Here is a 13,570-nt window from a genome sequence, read left to right on the forward strand (position 1 = left end):
CGTAGTCCTCGCGGCGCAGGCCGTCCTGCGTAAACAGCCGCTGACGGCCACGCACCACCTTGTACAGGTCGCCGAGAAACAGCTTTACGCGGCCGTAAAAAATCACGCCACTGATATCGTCTTCCAGCTTATCGGAGGCAAACAAAGCCTGCCGGTACCCAACGCCCCCACCAACCCCAATCCACCGAAAAAAGCGCATGTGCCCGCCCACGGTGGGTTCGAGCAGCCAGATGTTCTTGCGGGGCGTGCGGTAAAAGGTGCCGTCAGGATATTGGTACCCGATGGAATAGCGGCCGTAGCCGGCCTGCACGGGCACGCTCAGCTCCCAGCGCGGATTGCCGATGAGTACGTACTCGCTGTAGAGCGCGGCGTAGCGGAAGCGCACCTTGTTGGTGGTGCCGATGGGCATCGGGAAGGGCTGAACCGCATCGGTAGGAATGGCACTGCCCAGGAAATACAAGCCCATGCCAGCGCGGAGGCGGCCGCGCCACTCCACGCCCAGCTTCAGGCCATTGATGCCGACCAACCGCTGCTGCAAAAGCGAAAACCGCTGATCGATCTGAAAAACCACCCGCCGGTGTGCTTGCCGCACGTGGCTGCTATCGGGCCCGGCCGGGCTAGCCGCCTGGACAGTCCCTGGTCCCAACGCTAATAACAGACAGCAGCCAAACCGATTCACGAGCGGAAGGTACGGCGCGGGCGGCGCTTAGTTGTGCAATGGTCAGGGCAGCACAGCGGCCCTTGCCGGGAGGCACCAGGTACTGGTTTCGCTTCGCTGCTGGCCGCTGTCGGTTCACCCGTTTAATTATTCGGTTCGCCTGACATAGCCTGCAGTCGGAACCCGGCCCCGCGTAGTTTTGAGCAGAAGCTAACCCTCTGGAGCCATGACGCCCGAACTCGCCTTTACCATTGCCAACACCGCCGTGCTACCGGCCTGGCTGCTGCTCGCGGTGGCGCCGCGCTGGGTGGTTACGCGCCGGCTCATTCGCAGCGGGGCGTGGCCGCTGCTGCTGGCCGCCGCTTACGCCGCGCTGCTGGTGGTGCACTACCTCAGCCCCTATGCCGGCGAGGGCGGCTTTAGCTCCCTGGCTGAGGTAGCCGCCCTATTTCGCGACCCGTGGGCCCTCACGGCGGGCTGGGTGCATTACCTGTGCTTTGATTTGTGCGTGGGCATCTGGGAAGTGCGCGACGCCGAGCGCCGTGGCCTACCTCACTGGCTGCTGCTGCCGGCCTTGCTGCTCACGTTCCTCGTCGGCCCTATTGGGCTGCTGTTATACATGGGCCTACGTCGGCTGCGGCCCGCCCCGGTAACGGCCCCAGCGGCTGTGGTTTGATTTTCACGGTGTTGCCTTACTCTTGCTGACTATGAAAACTGCTCTTGCTCCCGTTTCCTCAATTCAGGTGTTGACCAGTCATTCGGCGGCGCGGCCGGGCGGGTGGCTGCGCGCCATCCACGCCAGCCACCCGGCCCTGGCTTGGACGGGTTGGTTGAACGTAGCCTTGCTGCTGCTGGCGCTGGCGCTGTGGCCCTTCGATGAGCGCACCGTGACCGGCCTGAACGTGTGGATCAAGCCCGCCAAATTCAGCGCGTCGGTGGTGGTGTACGTCTGGACGCTGGCCTGGCTACTAGCGGCTGTGCCGGCCTCGGCCCAGCGCAGCGCCCGACGCATCGGGCGGCTGGTAGCCGTGAGCATGGCAGTCGAAATTGTGGTCATCTTCGTGCAGGCGGCGCGCGGCACCACGTCGCACTTCAACGTTACCTCGCCGCTAAACGGCGTTCTGTTCGCGGTGATGGGCTGGATGATCATGCTCAACACCATTGCCATTGCCTGGGCCGTGGTGCTCACCTGGCGCCACCGGCCCCTGGGCCCGGCTGCCTGGGCCTGGGGCGTGCGCCTGGGGCTGCTGCTCTTTCTGGTGGGCTCGGCCGTGGGCGGCAGCATGATCAGCCGCATGGGCCACACCGTGGGCGCTACCGACGGCGGGGCGGGCTTGCCCTTCCTGGGCTGGAGCACCCGCCACGGCGATTTACGCGCTGCCCACTTCCTCGGGCTGCACGCCTTGCAAGCTATTCCGCTGCTGGGCTGGTGGCTGAGCCGCCGCTTGCCGCGCCGAGCCCTGCTGCTGACGTGGCTAGGTGCCCTGGCTTATACCTTGCTGGTCGCGGCGCTGTACGTGCAGGCTGTGAGCGGCTCGCCGCTCTGGGCTGGCCGATAAGTTACCCTGTCAACCGCTTCTCCTCTCCCTGCTCTTTTATCCATCCACCGTATCATGAAGAAATTAGTACTCCGCGTATTGCTGGCCCTGGTGGCACTTCCCGTAGTGTTGTTGCTGCTCAGTGGCCTGGGCTACGCGGCCTATGCATTGTATACCCTCGGCTGGACCGATGCTAGCACCGTGAACTACCTGCGCCAACAGCAGCAGGTGGTACCGACCAATGCGACGGGCGAGTTTCCGGCTTTCCAGGCTGATTTTTATGAAAACCAATTGTTTTTACTAGGCGAGTCGCACGGCACGGCCGTACCGCAGGCGCTGGACTTCGCCTTGCTGCGCCACCTAAACCAGAAAACCGGCTTGCGCAACTACGTGGCTGAAATCGACCCCAGCCAAGCTTATTTCTTTAATGCCTACCTGACCACCGGCAACGAAGCGCATTTGCAAACGGTGTTCAACTCCTGGGACGGCAACGCCCAGTGGGGCAACCAAGATTTCTACGACAAAGTGCGGCGCATTCGAACGCTAAACCAGTCGCTCCCAGAGGCCGGCCGCATCCGCTTTATTGGCGTCGACCGCATCCAGGATGTGGCGGTGGTGCAGCGGCACCTAGCCGCCGTGCTGCAGCGGGAAAGCTACGCCACCGGGACCAACGCCGTGCTCGATTCGCTGCAGCAGCTAACATCTGCCGAAGCTCCTAAAGAAAAAGCCATGGCTCAGCTGGCGCACCGGCTGCTGCCCGCTTTCCTGGCCGACTCCACAGGCCGTGGCCTCTCCTCGACCGGCCGTGCCGAGGTAGCGCAGGTACTGCGCAACGCTACTTACCTCACCGACAAGCGCATTCCCCGCGACAGCGTGATGCTGCTAAACCTGCAAGCGGAATACGCCCGACTGAACCTGGGCGCAGAGAAAATGTACGGGTTATGGGGCTTTCACCACGTGCTGCAATCGGCCGTGAACGACACCCGGCCCTTCGCGGCGCAGGTGCGCGCTTCAGCTCTGCCTTTTCACAACCAGGTGGTGTCGCTGGCTATTTTCAATACCGGTAGCGAAACCATGATTCCTGCCGGCAGCATTCCGGCCAACTTCCGCCCGGCAGAACGCATCGTGAATGTGGACTGGCTGAACGCCGCTGGCCCCGTGATACTGGTGCCCGGCATCCGCGACCTTACCGGTGCTACCGCGGAAGAAGCCACTGCCACGCTATTTCGCCTCGATGCCGCTGGCTCGCCTTATGGCCAGTCCTTGCAGCTCGCCCGCATGCTGGCGCCGCTGATGGGCCAGAACATGGAACCCTCCCGCGCCCGCGCCGTCACCACCGATTATTTTCAGTACGCCATCTTGGTGCGCAACTCCTCCGCTGTGAAGCCGCTGGCGGTCCGCTAAGCCATCAGCCCAAAAAACGCGGTCTTGGAGGGCGTCCTGCTGAGCGCAGTCGAACCAGAGGTCGGCGTAGCTTGGCAGGACGTTCGTCTTTCGTACACTTACTCTTACGACCGGGTACTTAAACCACCGCTCATACTCCCGGCCCACTTTCCCTTGATGCAGCCGCACACCCTCAACGACCGGCGCTTTCTGCTGCTGGGTATTCCCATAATTGCCATTCTGGCCCTGTTGCCGCGGGGTCTTACCAGGGACCACTCCGTTTCCACCGTCCTGGTTTCCTGGCTTATCTCGATGGTGTTTACCACGGTGTTTTGGCTGTCGGGCCGGGCGCTCTGGTTGGCGCTGTTTCGGCGCTACCCGCGGGTGGAGCAAACCGCCAAGCGCCTCTGGCTGCTGGGCCTGGGCAGCCTATTGATTACGGCCGCAGCCACGGTAGTTCTGCTGACGATGTTCGGCCTGCGCCTGCCATTTAGCGAGCTGGCCAAGGAGTTTGTCCTCAATCTTCTCCCAACGTTGATCATCCAGCTCGTGTACGAAAGCTCCAACTACTTCCGGCAATGGGAGCAAAACGTGCGCCGCGCCGAGCAGCTGCAGAGCGCCAGCCAACGCGCTCAGTTGGAGGCCTTGCAGCAGCAGTTGGACCCGCACTTCCTGTTCAACTCATTGAACACGCTGGCCGCCTTTATCGAGCCCGAAAACGAACCGGCCCAGCAGTTTGTGGAGCAGCTCTCCGATGTGTACCGCTACGTGCTGCTTAGCCGCGACCGAACCCTGGTGCCCCTACGGGAAGAACTAACCTTTGTAGAAGCCTACGTGGCCCTGCAGAAAGCCCGCCTGCGCGACAATCTGCAGGTGCAGTTGCAAGTACCCGAGGAACTGCTCGACCGCCAGGTGGCCCCGCTCAGCGTGCAGCTGCTGGTCGAAAATGCCCTAAAGCACAACGAAGCTTCCCGCCTACACGCGCTGCACGTGCACATCAGCGGCACCGATAACTGGCTGACGGTACAAAACGCCCGGCGGGCGCGCACCACGGCCTTGGCCCCCAGCACCGGCACCGGCCTGCGCAACATCCGCGAGCGGTACGCACTGCTGGCACCCCAACATCCCGTGGAGGTGTTTGAGGAGCCCGCTACCTTTACCGTCCGCTTACCGCTCCTCGATTAAGTTGTGGCGCTAGCCTTTCCTTAAGTACGCGCAGCCATGAATCTCCCGTTGGTTATTATCGGCAGTGCCCGCGGGCAGAGTGATACCCAGAAGCTGGTGGAAACGGCCTTGGCAGACGTAGCGCACACCGTGCTCGACCTGCTGGATTTTACTATTTATCCTTACTGCTATTCCGGCCGCTACCCCGCCGATGACGCTTTCCATCAAGTGGTAGAGGCTATGCTTCAGCACGAGTGCATCGTGTTTGCGACGCCCGTTTATTGGTACGCCATGAGCGCGCCCCTGAAAGTGCTTTTCGACCGGTTTACAGACCTGACCGAAACTCGTAAAGCCGACGGCCGTCGGCTTAAAGGCAAGCGCACTTTTTTGCTGGCCGTGGGGAGCGACGCCGCTTTACCCAGTGGGTTTGAAGTACCATTCGAGCGCACATCCGCTTACTTTGACATGGCTTTCGAAGGCAGCTTTTATTACTCGCAGAAGCACCCTCCTGCTGCTCTTGAATTCCAATTGCTCAAACAGGCTTTCATTACTCAGCTTGTTGCCTCACCCCTATGAACGTCCTGCTGCTCGAAGACGAATACCCCGCCGCTGAACGCCTGCAGCGGCTGCTGGCCCAGGCCGCCCCCGACGCGCAGGTAGTCGCCCACTGCGATACGGTAGCCGGCGCCGTGGAGTGGCTGCGCACCCACCCCGCTCCCGACCTAATCCTGGCCGATATTCACCTCGCCGATGGCATCAGCCTCGATGTGTTCGACCAGTTGGTGGTGACTACGCCCGTCATCTTCACTACAGCTTACGACCAGTATGCCCTGCAAGCCTTTAAAACCCACAGCGTAGATTACTTGCTTAAGCCCATCAAGCTGGCCGAACTGCAAACAGCTTTGCAGAAGCTGCGCCAGTGGCACAGCCCGGCTCTGGCCGCTTCTGAGGTGACTCAACGCTTGCAGAATGTGCTGCAAAATCCGTCTGCTCCCACCCAGCCCAAGTCACGCTTTTTGGTGCGCCAAGGCGAGCAATTGCTGCCCATTCAGGCTACCGACATTGCCTGGTTTCAAAGCCGCAACGAGACGGTGACGCTGGTAACCCATGCTGGTCAGCGCTTCCTCGTAGACTACACCTTGGAGCAGTTGGAACAACTGTTGGACGCACGGCAGTTTTTTCGCCTGAATCGGCAGTTTCTGGCCCATCTGCCGGCCGTACAGCGCCTGCACCCATGGTTCAACGGCAAGCTGAAGTTGGACCTGCAGCCCGCTCCCACGGACGAAGTACTGGTCAGCCGCGAGAAAGCTTCTGCGGTGAAAAGTTGGCTGGAGGGGTGAGTATTTCTCGCATCGCCTAGTGGCATAAGCCTATTTAAAGCAAAAAGCGGCCTTCCCAATGGGAAGGCCGCTTTTTGCTCTTGGAAAAATATTAGTTCGGCGTAATTAAGGCATTGGTCTGCCGTTCCGTCTGCGGAATTGGCCAGATGTAGCGTGGGTCGCTGGGCGGTACCTCACTCACGCCCGGCTTAGCGGGAATAGGCTGATTCAGGCGCATGATGTCAAGGATGCGGATGCCTTCGCCCAGGAACTCAATGCGACGTTCCGTCAGGATAGCGTTGATCAAATCTGGCTGCCCAATGGTAGTTGGGTACAAGCTGCCGTTGGAACGGCCACGCACGGCGTTGAGCAGGGCCACCGAACGGGGCAGGTCAGTGTTGGTCCGCGCCAGAGCCTCCGACAAGTTGAGCAATACTTCCGCGTAGCGAATTACAGGTGATTTGTCCGTATACGGGGATGGGGCGCCCGTAGGAAACTTGGTCAGGAAAGGCTTGTTGGCGGTACCTACCAGACGGACAAAGCTCGTTCGGCGCGCGTCGTTGGCACTGAATGCCGGGTTAGCCAGAATGCCGTTAGGATTCAGGGAGTACTCTCCATTGCCACCGCCACCGGCGCCCGGTAGAAAGTAGAAGCCCAACTGGTTTTGAGTACCCGGTTGGTTCTGAGCCGTGAACGGGAAGCTCAGAATGCTCTCCTGATTCTCCTGAGGCGGCGTAAATACCGAAGCAATAGAGGCAGCCAAGGAATGATTCACCCCGCTGGTCGCGGTGAAGGGCGCCGAGGCCGAAACGATTTTGTTTGCCTCGGTAATTACGTCCGCGTAACGCGCCATACTCAGGTATACCCGGGTTTTCAGCGCGATAGCCGTATTGCGGTGGGCCCGTGTCACGTTCAGCGTGGCCCCCGAGTACGTCAATGGCAGGTTTTGCTCGGCAAAGTTCAGATCTGCCAGAATCTGCGTGTACACTTCGGCTACCGTGCTCCGGGCCAAGTCGTTGCCGGTCAGCGTGGTTTGGGGCGTTAGGCGCAGTGGCAGGCCGGGCTTGCTGCCGTTGCCGTCGGTGTAGGGACGGGCATAATACTGCAGCAGCGAGTAGTAGCTGAGGGCCCGCAGAAACCGGGCTTCAGCGCGGTATTGGTTAGCGGTGGTGGTAGCAAAGTTGGCCGGAAATGGCGTAGCCGCAAACTTGGCCTCGTTGGCGTCCATGCCTGCTAAGAACACGTTGCACTGGTTGATGGCTTGGTAAGCGGCCGACCAGAGATTGACGACGTCGTTCTGCGAGTTGTCCGTGAGGGTGTTGTTCCACACGCTGAGTCCGGTAACGTTGTTGCCGGTTTCGTTGATGAAGTCCTCGCCCCGGATGTTGCCGTAAACGACAAAGCGTGAGCCGTAGAAGGCACCGGCTTTCACGAAGCTGTAGAGGCCATTTACCTGCGCCAGAATACGGTTCGGAGTGTCGAATGCAACCGTTTCGGAAATTAGGATTTCGGGGATGGGCTCCAGCAGGTCTTTCTGGCAGGAAACCGTGCCCAGGGTCAGCAGGCCGGCGCAAGCCGCCACGGCCAGTTTATTCTTAAAAGTTATTTTCATTGGAAAGTCAAACGATTAGAAGCCAACGTTGATACCGGCCGTGAAAGTGCGAGCCTGGCCCACAGAGTTGCGGTCTACACCGGCTCCCGTGTTGCTGGTGACGCCGTTGTTGGAAGAAATTTCCGGATCAATGCCCTTGTAGCGAGTCAGCAGGCCCGCGTTTTGTACCTGCACGTAGATGCGGGCATTGCTCAAGAGCAATTTGGTCAGGGCACCCTGAGGCAGCGAATAGCCCAGGGATACGTTGCGCAGACGGACAAAATCGCCTCGGTCGACGTTGGTCGAGATGGGGAAGGCCGAGCCGTTCGACACGTTGTCGGTGTACACTACCCGCGGCCACTTAGCGTTAGGGTTGTCCGGCGTCCAACGGTCCATAATGTCTACTTCGTTGTTCCAGAAGCGTTGGTCGTGCAGACCGGCCCGGGTACCGTTGTAGATATAATTGCCGCCCGAGTATTGCAGGAAAATGCCCAGGTCAAACCCTTTGTAACGGAAGGTGTTATCAAGGCCGCCAAACCACTTGGGCAGCACTGGGCCGTAGTACACGCCGTCATCATTCTGGTTGGGCTGGCTGACTGATCTGCCTTCCATGTCCGTCCATCCTGCGCCTTGGTGGTCGTACTGCACGATGGTGCCATCAGCCTTGCGGAACATACGGCGCCCGTTAGCGGGGTTGATGCCCACCGACTCTACCACGCGCAGTTCGCCCACCGAGCGGCCGACTTCCGTGAAGTTCACCGTTTCAAGCTGCGTGGCCGTTCCGATGCGTTGTCCTTCGGTGACCAGCTTCAGCACCCGGTTCTTCTGGGTTGTCACGTTGCCGCTGACCGTCCAACTGAAATCCTTGCCCTGAATCGCATTATAGCTCAGATTCAGCTCGATGCCGGTATTGCGCATCTCGCCAATATTGCCCGCGATGAAGTTAGCGTTGATGAAGTCGTTGGGACCAGACGCACCAGACGGGATACCACGCGAAGGGGCAGTCGGCGCGTTCAGAATCAAGCCGTCGATCAGGTTGCGGTAGTAAGCAAAGTTGCCGGTCACCTTATCCTCCAACAATCCAAAGGTCAAGCCCACATCGGTTTTTTTGCTCGTCTCCCAGGTCAGGTTGCGGTTACCGGGCCGCGCAAAGTACAAGGTCGCCGCATCGCCGTATAATCCCGGTCCGTACGTGCCCAACGATACGAAGTCTTCGATGCCATTGGAGTTGCCCACTTCGCCGTAGCTACCCGTAAGCTTCAGGAAGTTGACCGCTCTGGCCAAGGGCGAATTCTGCCAAAAACCCTCTTCGGAGATAATGTAACCCAAGGAAGCACCGTAGAAGTTGCCGTACTTCTTCGCCCAGGCCGAGTAGCCGTCGCGGCGCACGTTCACCGACGCGAGGTATTTCTTGCCGAAGTCGTAGTTAACGCGCCCGAAAAACGATACCAGGTAGTTGTCTCCCTGCACGTTGGTGCCGACCGGCACGTTGATACTGGTGAAGCTGCCTTCGAAAGTCTGGAAAAAGTCATCGGCAATCCCCTGGCGGTTGGCACCCCAACGCTTTATCTGGGTGCGCTGCTGCTCGTTGCCTAGCAGCACTGAGACGGTGTGATTGGTCCCGAAGGTCTTGTCGTACTGCAGCGTGTTGGCCCAGTTCCAGCGCTTGTTGGTGCGGTAGAAATTGGAAGCCGAGCCGCCGAGCGATTGTCCGTCGCCAGCCAGCGCTGTTAGGAACGAACGATCTTCAAAGGCCAAGTTATTGATGCCGTAGTTCGTGCGCAGGTTTAACCCGTTCAGGATTTCCCAGTTCAGGTACACGCTGCCTTGTATCTCGTTGCTCTGGGAAGTGAAGTAGTTTTGTTCCAGCTCAACGATGGGGTTGTAAAAGTTTATCGGCAGGGGCGCGCCACCCTGCGGGTTCACGTTGGCGCCCGGGCCGAGGCCGGGAGGGTTGATGTTGGGCCTACCGTCGGGGTTACGGGCCGGCACGTTGGGCGGCAGCGCCAGCGGCAAGCGGCCCAGGCCACCCGTAGCGAAGGTGGTTTGTCCGGCACCTTCGCCCGTAGAGCCAGTATTAGGTGACCGGTTATTGGTGTTGGCGTAGCTCACGCGCAAGCCAGCCGAAACGGTTTTGTACACCCGGTGGTCGACATTGAGGCGGGTTGACAAGCGAGAGAATTTGTTCTGCTCGATCATGCCTTCCTGCCCAGTGTAGCCCACCGACGAGAAGAAGGTCGTCTTCTCGGTGCCGCCCGAGAAGCTGACGTTGTTGGAATGCGAAAAGCCCGTGCGGTAAATGTAGTCGTACCAGCGCGTATCTACCCGGTTGCCATCAGGGTCGAGCGAGGGTCGAAAAGCCCCTTCCACGAAGGTGGCTGGCTGGCCCAATCTCCGGCGGTTCTCGTTCAGGTTCGCTACAGCTTCGTTCTTAATCTCCATGTACTGATCGGCGTTCAGCACATCATACAGGCGCGTCGGCCGCGACACGCCTACCCAGGAATCCAGCGACACGCGGCTCTGGCCGCGACGGCCCTTCTTGGTGGTAATCTGAATAACGCCGCCGGCGGCTCGCGAACCGTAAATAGCGCTGGCCGCCGCATCCTTCAGTACCTCCACGCTTTCAATATCGTTCGGGTTCAGGTTGCTAAGCGGGTTGTTGGGCACGCTGCCAATAGCCGATTGGTTGCCGCTGAAGGCCGGAACACCGTCGATGACGTACAGCGGTTCCGAGCTCAAGTTCACCGAGTTTACGCCGCGGATACGCACCACCGGGGGGTTGTTGAGCACCCCGTTAGGCGTGGTGATGTTCAGGCCCGGAGCTTGGCCCTGCAAAGCCTGCTCAAAGCTTTGCACTGGCTTTTGCGCCAGTACGGCCCCGCTTACGGAGGAAATGTTGCCGGCCAGCTCGCGTCGGTTTTGGCCCGTGCCGTACCCTACTACTACTACCTCACTGATGTCGGTGGTTTTGGCCGCCAGCGTAACGTTAATATTGGATTGGCCGCCAATTGCGACTTCCCGGGAATCGTAGCCAATGAAAGAGAATACCAGGGTGCTAGCCGATTCAGGCACGCCTACCGAGAAGCGGCCGTCGGAATCCGTAGCAGTGCCTTGCGTTCCGCCTTTTACCACAACGCTGACGCCGGGCAAGCCCGCTCCGTCGGCACCCGTGACCCGCCCGGTTATGGTGCGGGTTTGAGCGTACAAATCATGTCCCGCCAAGGCAGCTACGGCCATGGGGAACAAGAGTAAACTTTTTCTCATGATGATTAGGTGATGGTGAGTGAATGGTGAGTATTCGCAGCCAATTAGAAGCACAATTGTGAATTCTACAATTTTTTTATCAGACTGCAACCCTCTACCAACTCACGTGTCCCCCAACATTTCAATTTCCCCTCTTACCAGAAGCCTACCGGTGGCGCTAGCAGACCTACTACAGCCACGTCATCATCTTCTCAAACTGACCTACCAATAGAACCAGCCCAAGCCTCAGCTAGATAAAATTTTTATAACTGTATTATAGGATATACAACCATTTGCAAAGTTAAATAATTGACTAACAACTATTTAACCCCATAATTACAAACTGACAAACCTATCACACCATGACAGTATCCAGACTTGTCATTAGGTAGAATGATTAGTTAATTATGAGGATCAGCTCACCACAACTGTCCAGGTTGATACTAGAACCTGTTAGCTCTGGAGTAATATTTCGAGCAGTGAAAAACTTTGCAGGAAGCATATTCAAAGCGTAAAAAACTTCTGCCCATCTGGGATGAAAATCCACGATAGGCACTGCAACAACACATGATCTAACTAAGCCCCTATACTACACCAGCTTCAGCACTTCTTCCAACGACGTAATCTGTTGAAAGCTGACGCCACTCAACTGTTCTTCTGGCACGCGCTCCATCACCCAAGTGGTGTGAAAGGGCACGTACACCGCTTTCCCACCGAGCCGAGCCACCGGCAGGACATCTGACTTCAGCGAGTTACCGATCATCATGAACTCCGTCGGTAGCACTTGGTAGCGCCCCAGTATACGCCGGTACGTGTCTTCGTTTTTTTCACTGACGATTTCCACGTAATCAAAGAAGTCGCCCAACCCGGAACGCGCTAGTTTGCTTTCCTGATCAAACAGGTCGCCCTTGGTGAGCAGCATCAGTTTCAGGCCGCGGTCTTTCAGCGTTTGGAGCACTTCGGGCACCTGCGGCAGCAGTTCGATGGGAAAGCTGAGCAGCCGCTTGCCTTGGTCGAGAATGTGCTGAATTTCAGCCCCGCTAATGTTATTTTGGGTAAGCTCAAGCAGGGTTTCGATCATGTTCAACATGAACGATTTGGCGCCGTAGCCGAATACGGGCAGGTTACGGTACTGCACCTCGTATAGGTGCAGGCCTAGCGTCTCCGCATCGGCGTAATGCGTCAGCAACGCATAAAGGTCGGCTTCGGCCTGATCAAAGTGTGGCTGATTGGGCCAAAGCGTATCGTCGGCATCGAAAGCAATAAGGGAGGGCGAGGTCATAGCAGTAAAGCGCTGGCGGCCGCTAATAATCTGTTCTGTAAAATGAGTAACGGCCGCTAATGCTGCTCAAAGTTATAGTCTTGCAGCCCCACGAAATAGATGGTCGATTCAGCCTCTGATGGCTAGCAACATCTACTTCACTTTCTGTTGCCGCATATAGGCCTGCACTACCGGCAGCAGCAGCGGCAGAGCGACTTCGATATATGCTCGTTCGGCTGCCGTCCATTGCCGCGGATGATCAAACACGCAGGGCTGCAATATGCCCCAAAGCTGTTGCTCCTCGTCGGTGATGTGCGCGTGCACCAGCGCCCGGTGCCCGAAGGTGCGACGCTCAAAGTCGCGGTTCAAGACCTCAGGACCGGCGACTTCTACATCATTAACAAACACGGAAGGCTGTGCCGTCAACGCTGCCCGAAACAAAGGATCCTCCTGGGGTAAGTTGCCAGTATCGTCCTGCCAGTCGTGGCGTGGATCGGGTACGGCGTCGTCGAGGCGCCAGACCAGGGCAATGCGGCCGCGGCCTAGTGCTGGGTCCCGCACATATAGAAAGCAGCGGTCGGCGCGCAGGTGCTGACCGATTAGGGCCAGGGCTTCGTTGAGGGCGGCTTTGGGCTCCTCCGTTTGCGCCAGCGCCGCTTGCAGTTCTTGGGTTTCGGGAGCAGTCATGGAATGCGTGGTTTAGTGCAGCCAGTACGCAGCCCTGCGCTGGTGAGTTTATTGGTAGCAGTCAGAGCACAAACCACAGCTACAGTGCTCCGGCCGCGGCAGCCCCTACCCCCGCTCCAATTACCAACTCCACTCCGGTGTGCCGTTCCAGCACAAGGCGGGAGGCGGCTACCAGCACCGCCAAGCCCAGGGCTAGTGCCCCCCAGCCTGGAGCCATTATCACTACACAGCCAGCCATAAAAAAGGACAGCGCCGCGTGCAGCGACACCTTCAGCCGAAAGTTGATCAGGTAACACACCAGCAGCAAGCTGCTGGCAGCCACCATACCTGCCCGCAATGGGGCTGCTGAATCGACCAAGAATAGCAGGGTCGTAAGGGCGGCCAGTAGCCCGATCAGCCGCGGGTAAAATGAAGTGCGATGTTCCCGGACCGATACGTCGAAATTCGAGTACGCCCCGGATTTTACCTGCCGGTAAGTCCACAACGTCATGGGAGCAGCTACGCCCAGCACTACTCCTGACCACACCCAGGCTGCCGTGTGCCAATCAAGCAGCCTAAGGGCCAGAACGCCCACAAACAAGGTGGCCGTAAATAGCGGATTGCCCAGCGTGGAGGTCCAGTAAGCTGCGCGTACCAGCGTCGGGTGATACGGCCGCTTTGACTGCGTCTTTTGGGCAGTACTCATGGTAGCAGCAGTAGTTGTTCTTGAACTGATCTTGCCCGCAG

Annotated in this window: 12 protein-coding genes; 6 read left to right on the forward strand and 6 right to left on the reverse strand. The window is 58.7% G+C overall.

Annotated features, from left to right (window positions below):
• A partial coding sequence (locus AC5FXY_RS14085; protein WP_493557329.1) for a hypothetical protein occupies nt 1-592 on the reverse strand: 592 nt, incomplete at its 3' end.
• 292 nt (nt 593-884) lie between these two features.
• On the opposite strand from AC5FXY_RS14085, the gene AC5FXY_RS14090 reads away from it, so the two are divergent.
• From AC5FXY_RS14090 to AC5FXY_RS14115, 6 genes are all read left to right on the forward strand, one after another.
• Entirely contained in the window at nt 885-1,334 is a 450-nt protein-coding gene (locus AC5FXY_RS14090) for an ABA4-like family protein (protein WP_493557330.1), read from the forward strand.
• Nucleotides 1,335-1,365: 31 nt separating this feature from the next.
• Nucleotides 1,366-2,217, forward strand: a complete 852-nt coding sequence (locus AC5FXY_RS14095) for a hypothetical protein (protein WP_493557331.1) — start codon at nt 1,366-1,368, stop codon at nt 2,215-2,217.
• A gap of 54 nt (nt 2,218-2,271) precedes the next feature.
• Nucleotides 2,272-3,600 carry a hypothetical protein gene (locus tag AC5FXY_RS14100; protein ID WP_493557332.1) on the forward strand — a complete coding sequence of 443 codons (1,329 nt, stop codon included), beginning with the start codon at nt 2,272-2,274 and terminating at the stop codon, nt 3,598-3,600.
• A 156-nt stretch (nt 3,601-3,756) separates the two neighbouring features.
• Nucleotides 3,757-4,764 (forward strand): sensor histidine kinase, encoded by a 1,008-nt coding sequence (locus tag AC5FXY_RS14105; RefSeq protein WP_493557333.1) that lies wholly within the window; start codon nt 3,757-3,759, stop codon nt 4,762-4,764.
• Between the two features lie 36 nt (nt 4,765-4,800).
• Nucleotides 4,801-5,319 carry a flavodoxin family protein gene (locus tag AC5FXY_RS14110; RefSeq protein WP_493557334.1) on the forward strand — a complete coding sequence of 173 codons (519 nt, stop codon included), beginning with the start codon at nt 4,801-4,803 and terminating at the stop codon, nt 5,317-5,319.
• Nucleotides 5,316-6,083, forward strand: coding sequence for a LytR/AlgR family response regulator transcription factor (locus AC5FXY_RS14115; protein ID WP_493557335.1), 768 nt, complete (start codon nt 5,316-5,318; stop codon nt 6,081-6,083). Before AC5FXY_RS14110 ends, AC5FXY_RS14115 begins: the two co-directional genes overlap by 4 nt.
• 91 nt (nt 6,084-6,174) lie before the next feature.
• On the opposite strand, the gene AC5FXY_RS14120 is transcribed toward AC5FXY_RS14115, so the two are convergent.
• The 5 genes from AC5FXY_RS14120 to AC5FXY_RS14140 all read right to left on the reverse strand — a co-directional run bounded on the left by AC5FXY_RS14120 (nt 6,175) and on the right by AC5FXY_RS14140 (nt 13,529).
• Nucleotides 6,175-7,674 (reverse strand): RagB/SusD family nutrient uptake outer membrane protein, encoded by a 1,500-nt coding sequence (locus AC5FXY_RS14120; RefSeq protein ID WP_493557336.1) that lies wholly within the window; start codon nt 7,672-7,674, stop codon nt 6,175-6,177.
• A 15-nt stretch (nt 7,675-7,689) separates the two neighbouring features.
• Nucleotides 7,690-10,917: a SusC/RagA family TonB-linked outer membrane protein gene (locus AC5FXY_RS14125; protein ID WP_493557337.1), complete on the reverse strand. Its 3,228-nt coding sequence runs from the start codon at nt 10,915-10,917 to the stop codon at nt 7,690-7,692.
• Between the two features lie 568 nt (nt 10,918-11,485).
• Nucleotides 11,486-12,178, reverse strand: a complete 693-nt coding sequence (locus AC5FXY_RS14130; RefSeq protein WP_493557338.1) for an HAD family hydrolase — start codon at nt 12,176-12,178, stop codon at nt 11,486-11,488.
• A 132-nt stretch (nt 12,179-12,310) separates the two neighbouring features.
• On the reverse strand, nt 12,311-12,844 hold the full coding sequence (locus AC5FXY_RS14135; protein WP_493557339.1) for a GAF domain-containing protein: 534 nt from the start codon (nt 12,842-12,844) through the stop codon (nt 12,311-12,313).
• A gap of 79 nt (nt 12,845-12,923) precedes the next feature.
• Nucleotides 12,924-13,529 (reverse strand): hypothetical protein, encoded by a 606-nt coding sequence (locus AC5FXY_RS14140; protein WP_493557340.1) that lies wholly within the window; start codon nt 13,527-13,529, stop codon nt 12,924-12,926.
• Between the last annotated feature and the right edge of the window lie 41 nt (nt 13,530-13,570).

The organism is Hymenobacter sp. FMD4 (assembly GCF_058932745.1).

Bases quoted from the DNA above. Each gene is read 5' to 3' on its own strand.
- AC5FXY_RS14090 (WP_493557330.1), top strand. From the start codon at position 885: ATGACGCCCGAACTCGCCTTTACCATTGCCAACACCGCCGTGCTACCG.
- AC5FXY_RS14095 (WP_493557331.1), top strand. From the start codon at position 1,366: ATGAAAACTGCTCTTGCTCCCGTTTCCTCAATTCAGGTGTTGACCAGT.
- AC5FXY_RS14100 (WP_493557332.1), top strand. From the start codon at position 2,272: ATGAAGAAATTAGTACTCCGCGTATTGCTGGCCCTGGTGGCACTTCCC.
- AC5FXY_RS14105 (WP_493557333.1), top strand. From the start codon at position 3,757: ATGCAGCCGCACACCCTCAACGACCGGCGCTTTCTGCTGCTGGGTATT.
- AC5FXY_RS14110 (WP_493557334.1), top strand. From the start codon at position 4,801: ATGAATCTCCCGTTGGTTATTATCGGCAGTGCCCGCGGGCAGAGTGAT.
- AC5FXY_RS14115 (WP_493557335.1), top strand. From the start codon at position 5,316: ATGAACGTCCTGCTGCTCGAAGACGAATACCCCGCCGCTGAACGCCTG.
- AC5FXY_RS14120 (WP_493557336.1), bottom strand. From the start codon at position 7,674: ATGAAAATAACTTTTAAGAATAAACTGGCCGTGGCGGCTTGCGCCGGC.
- AC5FXY_RS14125 (WP_493557337.1), bottom strand. From the start codon at position 10,917: ATGAGAAAAAGTTTACTCTTGTTCCCCATGGCCGTAGCTGCCTTGGCG.
- AC5FXY_RS14130 (WP_493557338.1), bottom strand. From the start codon at position 12,178: ATGACCTCGCCCTCCCTTATTGCTTTCGATGCCGACGATACGCTTTGG.
- AC5FXY_RS14135 (WP_493557339.1), bottom strand. From the start codon at position 12,844: ATGACTGCTCCCGAAACCCAAGAACTGCAAGCGGCGCTGGCGCAAACG.
- AC5FXY_RS14140 (WP_493557340.1), bottom strand. From the start codon at position 13,529: ATGAGTACTGCCCAAAAGACGCAGTCAAAGCGGCCGTATCACCCGACG.